This is a genomic window from Herbivorax alkaliphila (assembly GCF_030848475.1).
In the GTDB taxonomy this organism is placed as follows: Bacteria; Bacillota; Clostridia; order Acetivibrionales; family Acetivibrionaceae; genus Herbivorax.
In genome coordinates this window covers 1-19,086 of sequence record NZ_JAVDDS010000047.1, presented here as the reverse complement: position 1 = coordinate 19,086, position 19,086 = coordinate 1, and the positions used below count along the sequence as shown (strand labels likewise).

The window sequence follows — 19,086 nt, the reverse complement described above, 5'->3', positions numbered from 1 at the left end:
TTAAATTATAAAAATATAATATCTAAAAAAGGCGGATTGTTGTAGCAATCCGCCTTTTTTATGGTAAAAAAATATATAGATAATTAAAGTTTAGTTATAAAAAACTAATTAATTAGAAACAATATATAAAAAAGGAATTAGAGGACTAATAATGGTTAAAATTAAAGTGAAGGATGTTGTCAAGATATTTGGTGATAACTACAAAAAAGCAAAGGAGATGTTTGATAGAGGGATATCTAAGGATGAAATACTTAAAAAAACAGGAAATACAGTTGGAGTAGGAGGTGTATCTTTTGAAGTATATGAAGCAGAGACACTTGTAATAATGGGGCTTTCAGGAAGTGGCAAATCCACTCTTTTGCGTTTGATTAATAGGCTTATAGAACCTACATCAGGCAAGATATTTGTAGATGGTGAAGAGATTACAGGGATGTCTCAAAAAGATTTATTAAATTTAAGAAGGAAAAAGTTTGGTATGGTTTTTCAAAGGTTTGCAATTTTTCCCCATAGAAGTGTTATTCAAAATGTTGAGTATGGACTTGAGATACAGGGGATAGTTGCAAATGAAAGAAGAGAGAAGTCTCAAAGTGCACTAGAACTTGTAGGGCTAAAGGAATGGAAAAACAGTTATCCTCATCAGCTTAGTGGAGGAATGCAGCAACGTGTTGGACTTGCTAGGGCTTTAGCTATAGATCCGGACATTTTGTTAATGGATGAAGCTTTTAGTGCCCTAGATCCATTGATAAGAAGAGAAATGCAGGATGAACTAATAGACCTTCAAAGCAGAATGAAAAAAACTATAATATTCATAACCCATGATTTGGATGAGGCTATAAAGTTAGGTGATAGAATTATACTTATGAAAGATGGCATGGTAGTTCAAGAAGGTACATCAGAAGAAATACTTACAAACCCTTCTGACCAATATGTAGAAAAGTTTATAGAACATGTTGATATGTCAAAAGTTTTAACTGCTCAGGGTATTATGAAAAATCCTGAAATGGTTGCGTTTTTAAAAGACGGCCCTAGAACTGTTCTAAGAAAGATACAGGAAGCTGGTATCTCCAGTATTTTTGTTGTAGATGGTCAGCATAAAATACAGGGGATTATTGAAGCAGAAGATGCTGCTTTAATGATAAAAAAAGGTAATAAAGATATAAGGCAAATTATTAATAGCGATATTAAAACTGTTTTGCCAGATATGCCCTTAAATAACTTGTTTTCAATGATGATGGAAACTAAAAATCCAGTAGCAGTTGTTAATGAGGAAAAAAGACTTTTGGGAGTAATTGTAAAGGGCTCTATTATTGCAGGACTTGCAAAAAGGGGGAATGAAAATGCCGATACCTAAAATTCCTGTAGGTGACATGGTTGAATCTTTAATTGAATGGTTGACAACTAATTTTTCAGATTTAACAAGGGCTATCTCCAGATTCACAGCAACAATTATTGATGGGTTTGTAGATGTTTTAATGATTTTTCCACCTTGGGTTGTAATTTTAATTTCCGTGCTTTTAGCTCTGTATATTACAAAAAAATATAAGATTGCTCTTTTAACTCTCTTAGGAATGCTTTTTATATGGAATTTAGACCTTTGGGACGCTACAATAATTACAGTTTCTTTAGTGGTTTTTTCTACATTTATAGCAGTCCTTGCAGGAATTCCTGTTGGTATTTTAGCAGCATTAAATAAAAAGGTTCATAAAATAGTTATGCCAATTTTAGATTTTATGCAGACAATGCCTGCTTTTGTATACCTAATACCTGCTATACCGTTTTTTGGGCTGGGAGTTGTATCAGCTACCTTTGCAACGGTTATTTTTGCAATACCTCCAGCTATAAGACTTACGGCTTTAGGTATAAGGCAGGTACCATCAGAACTTATTGAGGCATCAGATGCTTTTGGATCAACTGGTTTGCAAAAGCTTTTCAAAGTACAACTGCCTCTATCTTACCAGACTATCATGGCAGGAGTGAACCAGACAATAATGTTGTCTCTTTCAATGGCTGTAATTGCTGCAATGATTGGAGCAAAAGGATTAGGAGGGGAAGTATGGAAGGCAATACAAAGATTTCGCCCTGGTATGGGATTTGAAGCAGGTTTAGGTGTTGTTATTATAGCAATAATACTTGATAGAATTACTCAGGGAGTGAGAAACAGAAAGGTATAATAAATAATCAAAACATAGACAAATTTAAGTCTCAATGTATGTAAAAATATTTAAATTTATAGGAGGAAATAATTATGAAAAAAACAAAAAGTATAGTACTTATAGGTTTGGGATTGGTTTTAATATTAGTTGCAGGAATATACTTACACAATCATCAGGCGGCAATTCAAGAGGATGATAAAAAAGTTACTCTTACTTATGTAGAATGGGCATCTGAAATTGCAAGTACAAATGTAGTAAGAGCAGTGTTACAGGAAAGAATGGGTTATGATGTAGACATTGTACCTGTGAGTGCTTCGGCTATGTGGCAGTCTCTTACTACTGGTGACTCTGATGGAATGGTGGGAGCATGGCTTCCTACAACACATGAGGAGTATTATAATCAGGTAGGGGGTGATGTGGATGATTTAGGTCCAAACCTTGATGGAACAAAAATAGGTCTGGTTGTACCTGAGTATGTTGAAATAGACTCAATTGAGGAGCTTAACGATGATGCAGACAATTTTCAATCAAGGATTGTGGGCATTGATCCAGGGGCAGGTATAATGTCAGCTACAGAGGATGTAATAGAACAATATGAACTGGAAGGTTTTGCTCTTGTTGAGGGAACGGGAGCAACAATGACAGCAACTTTAGCCGATGCAATAAGAAATGAGGAATGGGTAGCGGTGACTGGTTGGACACCTCATTGGAAGTTTGCAGAGTGGGATTTAAAATATCTGGATGATCCTGAAGGCATTTACGGAGGAGATGAGCAAATTCATACAATTACTAGAAGAGGTTTGCGTGAAGACATGCGAGAAGTGTATGATTTTTTAGAGATGTTTTACTGGAGTCCTGAAGATATGGAGACAGTTATGAGTTGGAATGAAGAGGAAGGTGCAGATCCATATGAAAGTGCTAAAAGATGGATTGAAGAAAATAAAGAAAAAGTGGATGAGTGGCTAGAGTAAACTTATTTAGTAATGGGACTTCAGCAGGAGAGTCTACTTTGTCTAAAAATCATAAATAGGGATTCGAATTTTGTCTAACTTCCATAAAAAAGGGCTGATGCCCTTTTTTTATGTTGTTTTTTAATATTTTCTCTGGTATATTTAAATGGTGAGATGTTTTAGGCAAGTCTTAGCTATAATTTATTCTTGTGTACATAAAAAATATTTATTATTGCGAAGTAATTTTAAGGAAAGGGGAATGATTTTTTTGGGCCTTCGGAGGATAATTGACATTAAAGAAAAGAACAGTGATGAGAAATTATCTTATGATAAATTTATTTCAACAATTAAGAAAATCAAAGAAGGGAATCACCAATTAAGAAATGACTTTATATCTAAATATACTCCGTTTATTATAAGAGTGACATCAAATGCTTTAGGCAGGTACGTAGATACTCGCAATAATGATGAGTTTAGCGTTGCATTGTCTGCTTTTAATGAAGCCATAAATTCATATGATTTGACAAAAACTTACAACTTTTTTATGTTTTCTGAGCAGGTAATAAAAAGGCGCTTAATTGATTACTCAAGAAGAAGCAAACATTCAAATGAATTTCCCTTTTCCTACTTTAGTGATAAATATGAGCTCAGTGAAGACTATCTTTGTGGTACTTTAGATTTTGGTTTTGAAGATGTAGAGAATGAAGAAGAGATTGATAAATTTAAAAAAAATCTCAATGAGTTTGGGATTAGTTTTATGGATTTAGTTTTATGTGTCCCAAAACATAGAGATTCAAGAAAACTATGTATAGGCATTGCAAAGACTTTAGCAGAGGATGAAGCACTTTATGAAAACTTACTTAAAAATAAAAGTTTACCTAGAAAAGAACTAAAAAAGAAAGTAAAAGTACATACAAGAACACTTGGCAATAATAGGAAGTATATTATTGCTCTATGTCTAATTTTAAAAAGCAATCTTGAGTTATCGAAAAGATATCTTAAATACGCAATGGAAGGAGGTAAGTGATATGGATAAAATGGGTGTAATATATGAGGTAGAAGGAAAGAAAGTGTTGGTATTAACACCGGATGGGGAGTTTGTTGTTGTAAAAAGGCAAAATCATATGCTGTTAGGTCAACAAATAAGATTTAGCAAACAGGATATATATAGAAGTAAAATATGGAATAATAAATATACTACCATTGCGTCAGCAGTAGCAGCTGTCTTTATTGCAGTACTTTTATTTGTAAGTTCTTTTAATTCCGATGATGCATATTGTTATATTAATGTTGATATAAACCCAAGTTTTGAACTTGTTTTAGATAATGAATATAAAGTAATAAAAGCTGTACCTATTAATTATGAAGCAAAAGATGTACTGGATAACGTGGAAATTGATGAAAAACATGTAAAGGATGTTTTTTTGAGTTTGATAAAAAAATCAATAGATTCTGAGCTTATTAAGCCTGAAAGTTATGATATAATGCTTGTTTCTGCTGCTCTAAATGAAAAAAAAGAGTTTAACATAACAGGGCATGAAGATGAGCAGAAAATTTTAGATCTTATGGATAGTATAGATGGTTTGATAAATCAATTTGATGAAGAATTTAATATTTCAGCAAAGATGTTAAGAGTGACAGCTAAAGAAAGAGAAGAAGCCTTAGAGAATAATATTTCTATGGGCAGGTACAATTTATATCTTAAGGCAAAGGAAATAGAAAGAGATATTGAACTAGAAAATGTAGCAGCTATGAATATATCTGAGTTGATGGAAATATTAAATGATGAGGAAAGCCTTGAAGAAAGTGATTCTGAAAAGATACCTGAGACGGGGGAAACACCAGAGCCAGAAGATACAATAGAACCGGTGAGGACACCGGAGCCAGTTTATACACCTGACTCATCAGTAACAACATCACCAGAACCTACATCAGATGTATTGCCTACAACAGAGCCATTACCTACGATGGAACCTATACAGACACCTGATTCAACGCCAGAAGAGGATACTGTAATTCCTACACCTGAAATTTCTAGACCTGATGAAATAGAGGAGCTGTCTGGGGATAGTTTGAAAATTCAATACTATTGTGAAAATGACACCATTGAGACTAATACAATTGATTATAGTTTTAGAATTTTAAATAACGGTGATGATGTAGTTGATCTTGAAGATGTTAAAGTAAGATATTATTTTGAAGATAATACAGACATACCTTTAGGAGTGTACGTATATTTTTTCAGTCATGGAGACGAATCCGAAGTATATGGAGAGTTTTACAACTTGGCAGACAGAGTTAATGCAAATAGGTACTTGGAATTGAAGTTTTCGACAGGAAATATAGAGCCGGATGAATTTGTATATGTTCAAGGTGCTATTTACAAAGAGGATTGGAGCACATTTGATCAGACAAATAACTATTCATTTAATCCAGAGGCAGAAGATTCATACGTGGATTGGGAAAGGATGACTGTATACATTTCGGATGCTCTTGTATGGGGAATTGAACCTAATTAATTTAAAAGCCCCGACTTTTTAAAGTTGGGGCTTTTAGCCGTAAAGAAGTTTATACTCACTGACCTTGGTATAAATCCTTTTATTTTCAATTTGTTCACTTTTAAAAAGATATAAGTTATTTACTTCTAGTGCTCCTACATTAGGACTTCCTATTGCCTCTTTAATTATTGAATAGTCACATTTAAAAACAATATCCTGACCAATTGTTATGTGGGGCGTAAATTTTCGTTTTTCTTGGGGAAAACCTAAGGGAATTAATGAATTATCAATTTCTTTATGTAATAATTCTAATTTTTTAAGTCCTTTAGAAAGTCCAACCCATAAAACTCTTATGGAATTTTTGCTACCAAAAACCCCAAAATCTTCAAAAAAAAGTGTGAAAGGTTCTTTATTACGGCATATATTTTTTAATATATCATCTATCTGACTTAATTTAAGTACACTTATTTCGTCTAAAAATTTTAATGTGATGTGAAAGTTGTCAATATAGTTCCAGCTGCCTTTTTGTGCATATTTTTTAAGTCTTTTTTGAAGGCTGTATAACTCATTTTTTAACGCCTGATTAAAATCAATTCCAATAAAAGCTCTGATAGAAGTAACCTCCTTTAACTTTATTTTTAAAATACCATGGGTATTTACAATCAATTTGTGAAAATATTATAAAAAGATAAAACAACTTAAAACAGATTTTATTCTTCTGGAATGCTTGCAAATATTAACAGAAGCTAAAATTTTGAATAAATAAAATTCTACTATTAATTATTTTAACATCATTAATTATTATATACAACTGTTAAATAGAACAGTATAGTCGACTTTTTCTTAGGTATTTATGAATTTTGCTTATAATATTCAATTTTTCACATGCTAAGGAATGCCTTAGAAACATTCAATTCGAGAACCGTCCCCTAATTCAATTAGGGGACGGTTCTTGAATTGAACAAATTAAAAGTATTGACTAAAAAGATATAATAATATAAAATTTAATAAAGATTAATGATAGAGATAAGAGATTAGATTGAATTTTAATGTTATTGTTTTAATTGGGGAGGTAAAGACTTTAGAGAACACATCTCATCTTTGAAGTATAAATATATTCTATAATTTTTACCAAACAATCAGACATAATATTTAAATTCAATAATGAAAATTTTAGGGTAAAGGGATTTGAGAATATTATGATAATAAAAATGAATGATATAGGCAAAATCTACAAAAATGGAAAAGTACATACAGAGGCATTGAAAGGTGTTAATATTTCAATACATAAAGGTGAATTTATATCTATAATGGGGGCATCAGGTTCGGGAAAGTCAACTCTTATGAATATTATGGGATGTCTTGACAGAGCTACATCAGGCACTTATAAGTTAGAGGGTGTTGACATATCAAATATTTCTGATAATGAGCTTGGAAAGGTACGAAACTTAAAAATAGGATTTGTATTTCAGGCATTTAACCTCCTTCCTAAAATGGATGCATTTAAAAATGTAGAGTTGCCCATGCTATATGCTGGTGTGCCTTCAAAAGAAAGAAAAGAAAAGGCTATGTACGCACTAGATAGAGTTGGACTTTCAGACAGGATGCATCATAAGCCAACTGAAATGTCTGGAGGGCAAAAGCAAAGAGTGGCTATTGCCAGAGCACTTGTTAATAATCCTGCAATTATATTGGCAGACGAACCTACTGGTAATTTAGACAGTGTATCTAGTGAAGAAATAATGAGTATATTTCAGGGTATTAATCGAAATGGTGTTACTATAGTGCTTGTAACTCATGAACCAGATATTGCAGAACATACAAAACGGGTACTAAAATTTAAAGACGGAATGCTTGTAAGTGATTTAAGTGTAACTAAATCTATTAATGCAGATGAATTATTAAAAGAGAAAAAGAACAATAGTTTATAGTGAATTGGTTTAGCTAAACATCGGGGCTTTAAGTGGAGAGTCTACTTTAGCTGAAGTTTGTAAGATGAATTTTAAGGAGGTAACATATGAGCGAAATAAATATTTCAAATCAAGTAGATGATAATGAGTTAGGAGCAATCCAGAGAATTGTAGGGGTCTTTGTGTCACCTGGGAAAGTAATGAAATCACTGGTTGAAAATCCAAAGGTACTATTGCCAATAATATTAATAATTATTGTGCCTGTAATTACAATACTTTTAAATTATCCAGCTTTTAGGGATGCATTGATGATGTTGACGGAAGCGGAATTAGCAGAGTTAGGCGAAGAATTTACGCCAGAAATGATGGGGGTTTTTGCGGTAATACTTGCAATAACACTAGAAGCAGTATCATTACCGATATATGTACTAATTGGCTCATTGATATTATGGGGGATTTTAAAGATATTCCAAGGTAAAGGAAGATTCAAACAATACTTGTCGGTTGTATCACATGCATTATTGATATATCTTTTAATGTATGTAGTAAATTTACTGGTATCCTACACGAGTGGAGAATTTGATATATATAGTTCTATAACGAGCTTGGGAACTGTTTTACCTGAGAGTTTAAATGGAACTTTTATTTATGGAATGTTAAGTAATGTTGAAGTTTTTGATGTATGGAGTTATTGTGTTATTGGAATAGGAGTTTCTGAAGTAAGTTGTTTAAGTAAAGCCAAGTCATATTCAATTGTTGCAGCATTATATTTTGTGGGATTATTATTCTCCGGAATTATGCATATGTAGTTTGAAGAAATTAATTTTTAAATGTTTTCAGGGAGGTAATGTATGAAAAAGGTTTTAATAGGTACCGCTATTTTTTTAATAGTTGCTTTTTTTATAGTGGTAAGTATAATTACTAATAATTCAGAGTCTACAAGTACAGGTGGTAGAGCCAGACATACTGTAGAAGTGGGAGAGGTAAAAAAAGGGGAGATATCTTCAAGTATTTCAGTTAATGGATATGTGGAAAGTGCCGATGTAATAGAGGTTTACTTTGATTCAACTGCAAGGGCGGATAAAGTGCTATTATCAAGGGGACAGCAGGTATCAGAAGGTGAGAAGCTTATTAATCTTGATTTGAGTTCTCTTGAATCAGAACTTGATGGATTAAAAACTAATAAGAATATACAGAAACTTGAAATCGAAAAAACTAGGACTATGACTTCTAATAGAGATACTGATTATTTAGAATCATTGGTAAATACATCTAAAGACAATCTGGGAAATGCTAAAAGTACTTATGAAGAAAGCATTGAGAACTTAGATAAAAGCAAAAAATTATATGAGGCTGGTGCAATATCAAAAAGTGAACTCAATAGTGCTGAAGATATGGTGAAGACGTCAGAAATGCAGGTTAGGGATGCAGAAAACAATCTTAAGCATTCAAAACAAAATTTAAATGATGCAATTTTATCTGCAAAAAGTTCAGATATTGATATTGAAGTACAAGTCAAAAATTTAAAAAAGACAGAAGATAGAATAAAAGAAATTGAAAAAAACATAGAAAGGCTTAAAGAAAGTGCGTTGAGTCCAATTGATGGAGTTATTTCTGAAATAAATGTGGTAGAAGGCGAAACAATAAATAATGTACAGCCGGCTTTTAAAATAATAAATAATGACAGTCTTATAATTAAGGCGAATATTAGAGAACTAGACATAAAATATGTTGAAATAGGTCAGAAAGTTAATATTTCTGCAGATGCAGTTGATAGAGGTAGCGAAATATCAGGAAAAATTGAATATATATCACCTGTGGCAGAAAGAATAACTACTTCTAACAATACAGAAACAGTTGTAGGGATAGAAATTTTCATTGATAAAGGTGTAGAATTGTTAAGACCTGGATATAGCGTGACCTGCGAAATAGCAACTGACATGAATGAAGAGGCTCTTATTGCCAGCTTTGAAATGTTTGGAAGGGAAGACAGTGCAGGTAATAGATATATGTATGTTGTGGATGATGAAAATATTGTCAGAGAAAAGAAGATTACATTAGGGATTACATCAGATTTTGAAGTTGAAATTACCGATGGGTTGAGTGAGGGAGACAGGGTTATTATTAATCCTTCAAACAACATTGAAGATGGTATGTTAGTAAACATTAATTAAAAAAACTGTGAAGTGCTGTAATCTAATAATTTTAAAGCAGCATGATACGTATTTTGATGAGTTTATTTTAAATACAGGGAAAATTCTCAAGACATTTTGTGCATTGATTGTAAAGAAAGGATAAATATAATTATGAAATTTATAGAAAATTTAAAACAGGCCTTCTTTGCTTTTGGAAGTAATAAATTGAGATCTTTTTTGACTACATTGGGCATAATCATGGGGGTTTTTTCTATTATTGCAATAATGGCAATAGGAAATGCTGCACAAACTTTCATGGCTTCTGAGTTTGAGAGAATGGGAAGCAATACAATTATGATTCAATACAGTGGATCAAATATTACTCAGGATGACTGGCTTTATTATGAAGACCTAGAAATGTTGGTAGATCAAATCCCCCAAATTAGAAATATTAGTGCCTATGGTTGGTCTGGTGGGACAATAAATTTTGAAGATGATACAAGAAGGGTAACTGTACAGGGAATTACATCCCAGTATTCTAGTTTTCAAACAATTGACATTGCAGCAGGTAGATTTATTAATGAAATAGATTTTTCAGAAGTAAGAAATGTGGCATTTGTCGATGATAACTTTGCAAGAAGGCATTTTAACAGGGTAGATATAGTTGGTGAAGAAATAGCACTTGAAAGTCATTCTGGAAATGTAATAAGATTGATGATAATTGGCGTACAGTCTACAGAAGGTGACTTGTTTGCTTCAATGATGAGTGACGATGCATTTCCTGCAAATGTTTATATACCATTATCTACATACCAGCATTTTTATAACCAACAAGCACTTGAGGGCATTGATATGTCAGTTGAGGATGGCAGTGATTTGCAGAGTGTGGGTGAGAGGGCTATAAGACTTTTAGAGTTTAGAAAAGATAATGAAAACAAATATCAAGCAACGAGTGTGCAGGAAATACAAGAAGGTGTGGGAGAAATTCTAAATGTTATTTCACTTGTACTTTTGGCGATTGCAGCTATTACTTTGGTTGTTGGCGGTATTGGTATTGTCAATATTTTATTAGTTTCTGTAACTGAAAGAATAAGGGAAATAGGTATTAGAAAAGCTCTTGGAGCACAAAAGAGGGATATAGTTTTTCAGTTTTTGATGGAATCAATTATCATCACAGGGTTTGGTGGAGTAATCGGAATATTAATTGGTATTATAGTAGGTAATGTGCTGTCTAAGTTAATAAATATTCCTCCTGTAGTTGATTTAAAATTAATAATCGGGGCATTTTTAATTTCTGTCATTTTAGGCATAATATTTGGAGTATATCCAGCTAAAAAGGCAGCAGATTTAGATCCAATAGAGGCAATTAGACATGAGTAGATGTATGGAAATATGACTTGAATATATTCTGATTTCGGTTATAATAAAATGGCATTTTATATTTAACGGAGTGATTTTGTGTATATAAAAAGAGATTTAGAAAAAGTAGTTATAAACACAAGTAATACGTTTCCAGTAGTACTCATTACAGGATCTAGACAGGTGGGGAAGACAACACTGTTAAAAAAGTTATCTGAAGAAGGACGTAAATATGTAACTCTTGATAATCCTTTGGTACGAGAAATTGCTATTACAGATCCTGCACTTTTTTTGCAAAGATATTCACCACCTGTACTAATTGATGAAATTCAATATGAACCACAAATTCTTCCATATATTAAAATGTATGTTGATGAACATAAAAATTATTTTGTTCCTGTTTGGTTGATTTAATACTTGGACATGAAATAGAGTACCTGTTGTAAGGTGCTCTATTTTAAGATGTTTAGTTTTAGAAGAAACTATTAACCCTTAATTTATCAATAGATTAAAAATTATATATTAAAAAAGTTTAGCATACTAGAAAAAGTAACACTTGAAATAAGACACTCATATGATAATTATGTAAAGTAATTATTTCAATAGTTAGGCAGGGGATTCTTATGAAGGTTGTTATTTTGTGTGGTGGAAAAGGCATGAGAATGCACGAACTTACAGAAGATATTCCAAAGCCCCTTGTTAATGTAGGACAAAAGCCTATGTTATGGCATATATTAAAAACTTACAATTACTATGGCTTTAATGATTTTCTATTACTGTTAGGTTATAAGGGGGATAAAATTAAAGAGTATTTTGTAAATTATAAATGGAAAAACCATAGTTTTTCACTAGATACAGCTAAAGATGAGATGCATATGATGGATAAGGCAGAGGATTGGAAAATTACTTTTCTAGATACAGGACCAAATACAATGACAGGTAGTCGAATAAAGAGAGCACAACATCTTTTAGAGAATGAGACTTTTATGCTCACATATGGAGACGGTCTTTCAGATATAAATATTCATAAGCTTTTAAAGTTCCACAGAGCAAAAAAACGGGTTGCTACTGTAACCGGAATTGAAAAGAAAAGTCAGTATGGTACTTTAACTGTAAAGGATGATATTGCTATTTCATTTAATGAAAAGCAAACTAATATAGGAGTTATAAACGGTGGTTTTTTTGTTCTTGAACCGGAAGTGTTCAATTATATAAAAGACGATACAAATTGTGCATTTGAACAGGATCCGTTAGTAAATCTTGCTTTAGATAATCAACTTGCAGTTTATATGCATAATGGTTTTTGGACTGCATGTGATACGTATAACGATATAGTTAAAATTAATAACCTCTGTAATCAAAATAAAGCAAAGTGGAAGGTATGGTAGTATGAATAACTTTTGGAAAGATAGAAATGTATTTATAACTGGATGCACAGGGTTTTTAGGAAGTTATCTGACAAAGGAATTGGTAAGACAAGGGGCTAATGTAGTAGGGCTTGTTAGGGATTGTGTGCCTCAATCATTTCTTTATCAAGGCAATGAGTATAAGAAAATAAAAGTTATTAATGGTAAGTTGGGGGATATAAGCCTTTTAGAGAGAGTGTTAGGAGAGTATGAAATAGATACGGTTTTTCATGTTGCTGCACAGGCAATAGTTGGTGTTGCAAACAGAAATCCTGTCTCTACTTTTGAGTCAAATATTAAGGGAACATGGAATGTACTTGAGGCAGCAAGAAGGAGTGCTCTTGTGAAAAGAATAGTGGTAGCTTCAAGCGATAAGGCTTATGGTGAGCAAAAACAGCTTCCATATGATGAAAATATGTCTCTTCACGGTCAACATCCCTATGATGTATCAAAAAGTTGTACTGATCTTATAGCACAAGCCTATTTTAAAACTTATGGATTGCCAGTATGTGTAACTAGGTGTGGTAACCTCTACGGGGGAGGAGATTTAAACTTTAACAGAATAATTCCTCAGACTATTAGGAGCGTTATTAATAAAGAAGCACCAGTAATAAGAAGTGACGGAACATTAATAAGAGATTATTTTTATGTTGAAGATGCAGTAAAGGCCTATATTCTTTTGGCAGAAAAAATGGAGGATTTCAACATCAAAGGAGAAGCTTTTAACTTTAGCAATGAAGCACAGCTTACAGTTAAAGATATAGTATCTAAAATATTGAAGGCTATGGATAGTAATATTGAAATGATAATTTTAAATGAGGCAAATAACGAAATAAAACATCAATATCTATCAGCTGAAAAAGCAAGAAATATACTTGGATGGAAACCTGTTTTTACAATTGAAGAAGGTCTTGACCTTACTATAAAGTGGTATGAAAATTTTTTAAAAGTAGAAGAGTAATATAACGTGCACCTCTAAGTTTAGATATTAATAAAGGTTGTGGACATGTTGAAAGCAAGTGTTATTATTCCAGCATATAATTCAAGAGAAAGATTGTATCTAAATTTGCTTGCACTAAATAATCAGGAGTATGAGCAAAAAGATGTTGAAGTAATTGTAGTTGATAATGGTTCAACAGACGATACCTTTGAGATGTTGTCTGATTTTAATCTTAAGTACCCTTTTACAAAGGTTAGAGTAGATATCAATCAGGGAATTGCATTTGCCAGAAATGAAGGGATAAAAAGAGCTAAAGGTGATATTCTTATTTTTCACGATAGTGACATGATTGCTTCAAAGGACTTTATAACCAAACATATCTCTTCACATGTTGAAAAGAGTCTAGTAGTTTGTGGAGTGCCTTGGAAAAGAATGTATAGTTTTTACTATGATAAATTTAGTGACTCTCAAGTTGAAAAATTCAATGAGATAGCAAATTTAGCAGGTAATAAATGGGATGTAAACAAGTTAAGTGATGGATGTCAATTGGTTGATGAAAATATAGTAACTAGTTTTAAACTTGATAAATATATATTTGATTTAGACAGTATATTTATTAAAAAATTAAAAGAAATATTAAAAAGATATGGATCGGGCTTAAAAAACTATTACTTTCCATGGAGATTTTTCATAACAAATAATGCTTCTGTAGAGAGAAGGAAAGTCCTTGAAGTTGGTATGTTTGACTCTAAAATTAAAAAATATGGTTATGAGGATTATGATTTAGGGATAAGGTTATATAAAGCAGGCTGCAAATTTAAATTTGCAGAGGATATTTTAAATATCCATCAGGAGCATCCACCTAATCACACTGATATTGACATTAATGAAAATATAAATTATATGTGTAAAAAATACAATAATATATCCTCAATTGATGTAATTATGATGTGTATCAGCCATACCCTGTCGGTAGATGGATATACCTTAAATAAAATAGCTGGAGAAATTAATAAAATAATATCTCTAAAAAATTACGATTTTGTTCTTAAACTATTTTTAAAGTTTTTGCAATTTAATAGAAAAGGAAAAATTAATGGCAAAAAACGTACTCGCATACATTCTTATATGCAAAAGAATGTAAAGACATTGCGAAAACAAGTTTTTGAACTCAAACATATTCATGAAATTAATGACTTTATCATCCAATTGCATAAGTTATCAAAACAATTATTAAATATTGATATTAAAAAAATGCTGAAAGAATATAGTGAAAGTTAATTATTTTGAAATAGTGAAGGTGAGTATATGCATAAGTTTCATTTTACTACAATAGTTTCAAAAAGTCATTTGTACAAATTTACTGCTATGTATACTTCTTTATCAATGCATTGCGATAGATTTAAGTTATATGTGCTTTGTGCAGATGAAATAGTGTATAAAATACTTAAAACAATGAGGTTTGAACATGTTAAATTGATTAAAATGAGGGAAATTGAAAATAAAAGACTTTTAAAGGCAAAGAAAAATAGAAATTTTTATGCATATTGTTGGACATTAAAACCTTGTTTTTTATATCATGTTATGATGAATTATCATAAAGCACGGTATTTTGCACACCTTGATGCAGATCTTTGCTTTTTTGATAATCCTAGAAGGATTTTTTCTGAAAATAAAAATGCTTCTTTATTTCTTACCCATCACAGAAATTCAGAAGATTTTTTACAATTTTATGATTTGACAGGTATATATAATACAGGTTTTGTTGGCTGCAAAAATGATGACATAGCCAAAAAGGCAGTGAGACAGTGGAAAAACAAATGTATTAAGTATTGTCCCATGAAGGAGGATACGATAAAAAAAGCTTTTGGAGATCAAAGATATGTTGAAGACTGGCCTGTTAATTTTCCAGGGGTTCATATTGTTAAAACAGCAGGGGCAAATGCTGCGTTTTGGAATATCTCTAATTACAAGGTTACATTGCAAAATAAAAAGGTATTTATAGATGAACACCCTCTTATTTTTTATCATTTTTCAGGTCTTGTCATGGTAGATAGTACAGTTTATAGCATTTGTTTGAATTATTCTATTGATGATGAAAACGTAGTAAATTATATTTATGTTCCATATTTAAAAATGTTAAAAAGCTGTATTGATAAAGTAAAGAGAAAATTTCCTAATTTTAATGAAGGTTTTTTAAAACGAGAATACCTGCCGGATGCTAATTTTTATGTTCTAAAAAGCAAAGAGAATGACGAATAAAGAGCAAAATGCTTTAAAGAACATAATATGAAGAGATCTAGGATTTTTGTCAGGCTCTATGTTAGAAAGGTGTGATATTATGAAACAAGTTTATTGTACTGTTTTGAGTAAGTACAGATTATATCAAGGAATAGCTTTATATAAATCACTTGTTGATAATGCTGAATACTTTAGATTATATATACTGTGTGTAGATGATGAGTGCTACAATATATGCAGCAAAATAGGTTTAAAGAATGTAGCGTTGTTAAAGATAGCAGATTTACAAAATGATCGATTGACAGCTTTAAGAAATAAAAGGCGTTTATCTGAGTATTGCTGGACATTGAAAGCATTTCTTATTGAGCATGTTTTAGGCAAGATAAAGTCAGGTGAATATATAACTTATCTAGATGCAGATATGTATTTTTTTAGTAACCCATCTGTAATATATAAAAAAGAGATGAGTGCTGATGTGATGCTTTCAGAACACGATTATTCAAAAGCTTATAAAAGCTTAAGTGCTTATTGTGGGAAATACAATTCAGGTTTTATGATATTTAAAAATGTGACTAATGCCTTAAATGTACTAAAATGGTGGCAGAATCAATGTCTTAAATGGTGTTTTAATAAAGTCAAGGAAGGAAAATTTGGAGATCAAAAATATCTTGAATTTATGCCAAAACTTTTTGAAAATGTATGTAGCATCAGTACAAAAGGTGTAAATATAGCACCTTGGAATGAGGAAAAGTATAATATCATAAAAAAAGAAGGAGCATTGTATGTAGATGCAGATAGACTGGTGTGTTATCATTTTTCTGGATTTAGAATTCTTGGTAAAAACAAAATAGCTTTGGCAAGCTTTAGAAAGGAGTTTAACAAAATACTTCATTCCGAATATATTTATACTATCAAAGCTGTAATTGAAGATATAGAGAGAGTTGCACCGAATTTTGATGGTTTTGGCATTGAAAAGAAAATCAGTAAGCTTGCAAAGTATTATGATATATAAAAAATGTAGTTTTATAAATAATTAAAGTAAAATTTGATGTGAAGGGAAGTTGGTTATGAATTGTAAGTATAATAAAAAGGCTAAGAATATATGTACTTTACTGACTAAAGATTATTTGATTCAAGGTCTTGCACTCTATTATTCACTAAACAAAAATACATCGGAATTTCTGCTCTGGATATTGTGTGTAGATGATATAGCATACAATATGTTAAAAGAAATAAATCTAGAGAATGTAGTGGTATTAAGCCTTTATGATATTATGGATGAAGAATTAGAAAAAATTCAAAAGGATAGACAGATACATGAATTTTGCTGGACATTAAAACCTTCATTTATCAGATTTCTATTTGAAAATAATGATAATCTAGATTCGCTTTTGTATGTAGATGCGGACATATTTTTTTTCAAAGATGTAAAAGATATCTACAAAGAGTGGGAAGATTACTCTATCTTTTTAACAAAACTGTGGCTTAATCGTCGATGGAGGGAAAGAGTGGGAAAGTACTCATCAGGGCTGATTGGCTTTAAAAGAGATGAAATCAGTAAAATGTGTCTAGATTCGTGGAGGGAAAAGTGCCTAAACTGGTGCTATGACAGGCAGGAATTTGGGCTGTGGGGGGATCAAAAATATCTAGACGAATGGCGAAAGATGTTTTCAGGAGTAAAGGTCTCCAAAAATAAGGGGATAAATGCAGGACCTTGGAATATAAATAGAGGCTATGATATTTTTTCAGAAGGCGACACAATTTATTTTGCTGACCAGCAGTTGATATGTTATCATTTCAGTGGGTTTAGGGTTATTAATGAAAATGAGTATGAATTGTGTAACAGGAAAAAAATATCTTCTAAAGCAAGAAACATTTACTCTATTTATGTAGATGAGATTCGAAAAGCACTTATGCAGATTAATTCTATTGACAACAGTTTTATGGAAACCGTTACTGGAAAGAAACACTTTAATCATTATTTTGTCTTAGAGAATATGATTAATCAAGAAGTTCCCAGAAGCAAAATGAAGCATATGGAAATCTTGCAAGAGCATCCAATTATATCACAGCACCTTCCCGAAACTTTATGGTACAATCATTCCAATCTAAAAAGAATGTTAACCTGTTATCAGACTGTTTATATTAAGCCTGATACTGGATTTCAAGGTAATGGAATAATCAGATTAAAGAAAGTAAATAAAGACCATTGTATGTTGTCCTATGACAATTTTTCGAAGAAAATTTCTTTATATGATCTCTTATTAGAGTTAGAGGATATTATGGCTGATAGGGAGTATGTTATTCAACAGGGAATTGATTTGGCTACGTATAAGAATTGTCCTTTTGATATACGAATGTTAATGCAGAAACCTTACTATACATGGGAACTCACTCTTACTTCGGCTAAGGTTGCTCGGCAGAAAAATGCTGTTGTTACTAATGTTTCAAAAGGGGCACAGGATTATCCCTTAAAAGACATTTTGAAAAAGATAGATCAAAATCATGACGCTATGAGTACTTTAAAGGAATTGGTTGATTTTGCACATCAAGCGGCCAATATCCTAGACTATAAACTAAGCTTGAGTATTATAGGTTTTGATATGGCTATAGACAGACAGGGCAAAGTATGGTTAATAGAAGCTAATACCCGACCTCTGTGTGAACAGTGTAAATTGGTTAATGATGAAAGTTCTGTAGAAAGATATAGTAAAGCAAAAGAGGTAATAAAGGGAAGTCATTATTTTTAGTATTGGCATATCTCTATCCTATCTTTTAAGTTCATAAGTCACATCTTCAAACCATGTCTTGATTTTATATTAATAAAAATTTTCTGTGAAAAATAATAGTTTTTAGATTCATTTTCCTGTAGTGATTTAAGAGGTGTTGTATATGTTTTTGAGAATTTGAGTTTTTTAAGAGTGCGGGTGCGTCGCTAAAAATTAATTTCCGTTTTTCTTCAATAGCATCGGAAAGATACATTCGATGGAAACGTCTCTAAGGTACCTCATGAATGTACTTTCCTCAGATGTCTTTCTCACGGGTCAAAGAAGAAAAACTCCAATTAAATTTTTAGTCTCCGTATGCTTGACAGTACATGATTTTGATTCCTGTGGGTACTAGAAAAACAATGGCAAGGGCTTCAATTCCTTATAGGTACGATAAAAACTGGTCTTATTCCCGGTGTGAATCTATCAATCCAGCTAGTTTCAATTCCTTATAGGTACGATAAAAACGTCTATTGATTGCATAGCTTTCATGGCTCTGTCCAGTTTCAATTCCTTATAGGTACGATAAAAACACGTCCACATTGCATGCTACCTGCATTTATATTTTAACCTTATGTAACATGAAAAGTCAAGGTTGAGAGAGTAAAAAATGGCAATGCCAGTATAGAACTACGTTTCTTACATATATATATTAGTTGTCGACCCCCGGGGGTTTTTACGCTATTAGACATCGACAATTTTTAAAATTTAAATAATCATTTTCAA

17 protein-coding genes are annotated in these 19,086 nt (G+C 31.8%); 16 read left to right on the top strand and 1 reads right to left on the bottom strand.

The window, feature by feature from the left end:
- The first annotated feature begins 151 nt into the window (after positions 1–151).
- From RBH29_RS14175 to RBH29_RS14155, 5 genes are all read left to right on the top strand, one after another.
- Positions 152–1,351 carry a quaternary amine ABC transporter ATP-binding protein gene (locus RBH29_RS14175; protein WP_306697588.1) on the top strand — a complete coding sequence of 400 codons (1,200 nt, stop codon included), beginning with the start codon at positions 152–154 and terminating at the stop codon, positions 1,349–1,351.
- Positions 1,338–2,171, top strand: a complete 834-nt coding sequence (locus RBH29_RS14170) for an ABC transporter permease (protein ID WP_306697587.1) — start codon at positions 1,338–1,340, stop codon at positions 2,169–2,171. The genes RBH29_RS14175 and RBH29_RS14170 overlap by 14 nt, the downstream gene beginning before the upstream one ends.
- Before the next feature lie 74 nt (positions 2,172–2,245).
- Entirely contained in the window at positions 2,246–3,124 is an 879-nt protein-coding gene (locus tag RBH29_RS14165; RefSeq protein WP_306697586.1) for a glycine betaine ABC transporter substrate-binding protein, read from the top strand.
- A 247-nt stretch (positions 3,125–3,371) separates the two neighbouring features.
- Entirely contained in the window at positions 3,372–4,130 is a 759-nt protein-coding gene (sigI, locus tag RBH29_RS14160) for an RNA polymerase sigma-I factor (protein WP_306697585.1), read from the top strand.
- Position 4,131: 1 nt separating this feature from the next.
- The gene (locus RBH29_RS14155; RefSeq protein WP_306697584.1) at positions 4,132–5,622 is read left to right on the top strand and encodes an anti-sigma-I factor RsgI family protein; all 1,491 of its coding nucleotides are present in this window, start codon (positions 4,132–4,134) and stop codon (positions 5,620–5,622) included.
- Positions 5,623–5,655: 33 nt separating this feature from the next.
- Here the strand turns inward: RBH29_RS14155 and thpR are convergent, their stop codons facing one another.
- The gene (thpR, locus tag RBH29_RS14150) at positions 5,656–6,267 is read right to left on the bottom strand and encodes an RNA 2',3'-cyclic phosphodiesterase (RefSeq protein ID WP_306697583.1); all 612 of its coding nucleotides are present in this window, start codon (positions 6,265–6,267) and stop codon (positions 5,656–5,658) included.
- Positions 6,268–6,800: 533 nt separating this feature from the next.
- Here thpR and RBH29_RS14145 point away from each other — a divergent pair.
- From RBH29_RS14145 to RBH29_RS14095, 11 genes are all read left to right on the top strand, one after another.
- On the top strand, positions 6,801–7,532 hold the full coding sequence (locus RBH29_RS14145) for an ABC transporter ATP-binding protein (RefSeq protein WP_306697582.1): 732 nt from the start codon (positions 6,801–6,803) through the stop codon (positions 7,530–7,532).
- Between the two features lie 86 nt (positions 7,533–7,618).
- Positions 7,619–8,320 (top strand): YknW family membrane protein, encoded by a 702-nt coding sequence (locus RBH29_RS14140; RefSeq protein ID WP_306697581.1) that lies wholly within the window; start codon positions 7,619–7,621, stop codon positions 8,318–8,320.
- Positions 8,321–8,362: 42 nt separating this feature from the next.
- Positions 8,363–9,685 carry an efflux RND transporter periplasmic adaptor subunit gene (locus RBH29_RS14135; RefSeq protein ID WP_306697580.1) on the top strand — a complete coding sequence of 441 codons (1,323 nt, stop codon included), beginning with the start codon at positions 8,363–8,365 and terminating at the stop codon, positions 9,683–9,685.
- A gap of 132 nt (positions 9,686–9,817) precedes the next feature.
- Positions 9,818–11,026 (top strand): ABC transporter permease, encoded by a 1,209-nt coding sequence (locus RBH29_RS14130; protein ID WP_306697579.1) that lies wholly within the window; start codon positions 9,818–9,820, stop codon positions 11,024–11,026.
- Positions 11,027–11,104: 78 nt separating this feature from the next.
- Positions 11,105–11,419, top strand: coding sequence for an AAA family ATPase (locus RBH29_RS14125; protein WP_306697578.1), 315 nt, complete (start codon positions 11,105–11,107; stop codon positions 11,417–11,419).
- Between the two features lie 209 nt (positions 11,420–11,628).
- On the top strand, positions 11,629–12,393 hold the full coding sequence (locus RBH29_RS14120) for a sugar phosphate nucleotidyltransferase (RefSeq protein ID WP_306697577.1): 765 nt from the start codon (positions 11,629–11,631) through the stop codon (positions 12,391–12,393).
- 1 nt (position 12,394) lies between these two features.
- Positions 12,395–13,372: a GDP-mannose 4,6-dehydratase gene (locus RBH29_RS14115; protein ID WP_306697576.1), complete on the top strand. Its 978-nt coding sequence runs from the start codon at positions 12,395–12,397 to the stop codon at positions 13,370–13,372.
- Positions 13,373–13,417: 45 nt separating this feature from the next.
- Positions 13,418–14,632 carry a glycosyltransferase family 2 protein gene (locus tag RBH29_RS14110; RefSeq protein WP_306697575.1) on the top strand — a complete coding sequence of 405 codons (1,215 nt, stop codon included), beginning with the start codon at positions 13,418–13,420 and terminating at the stop codon, positions 14,630–14,632.
- A 27-nt stretch (positions 14,633–14,659) separates the two neighbouring features.
- Positions 14,660–15,613, top strand: coding sequence for a hypothetical protein (locus RBH29_RS14105; protein ID WP_306697574.1), 954 nt, complete (start codon positions 14,660–14,662; stop codon positions 15,611–15,613).
- A gap of 79 nt (positions 15,614–15,692) precedes the next feature.
- On the top strand, positions 15,693–16,604 hold the full coding sequence (locus RBH29_RS14100; RefSeq protein WP_306697573.1) for a putative nucleotide-diphospho-sugar transferase: 912 nt from the start codon (positions 15,693–15,695) through the stop codon (positions 16,602–16,604).
- Positions 16,605–16,659: 55 nt separating this feature from the next.
- Positions 16,660–18,342: a YheC/YheD family protein gene (locus tag RBH29_RS14095; RefSeq protein ID WP_306697572.1), complete on the top strand. Its 1,683-nt coding sequence runs from the start codon at positions 16,660–16,662 to the stop codon at positions 18,340–18,342.
- The last annotated feature ends 744 nt before the right edge of the window (positions 18,343–19,086 follow it).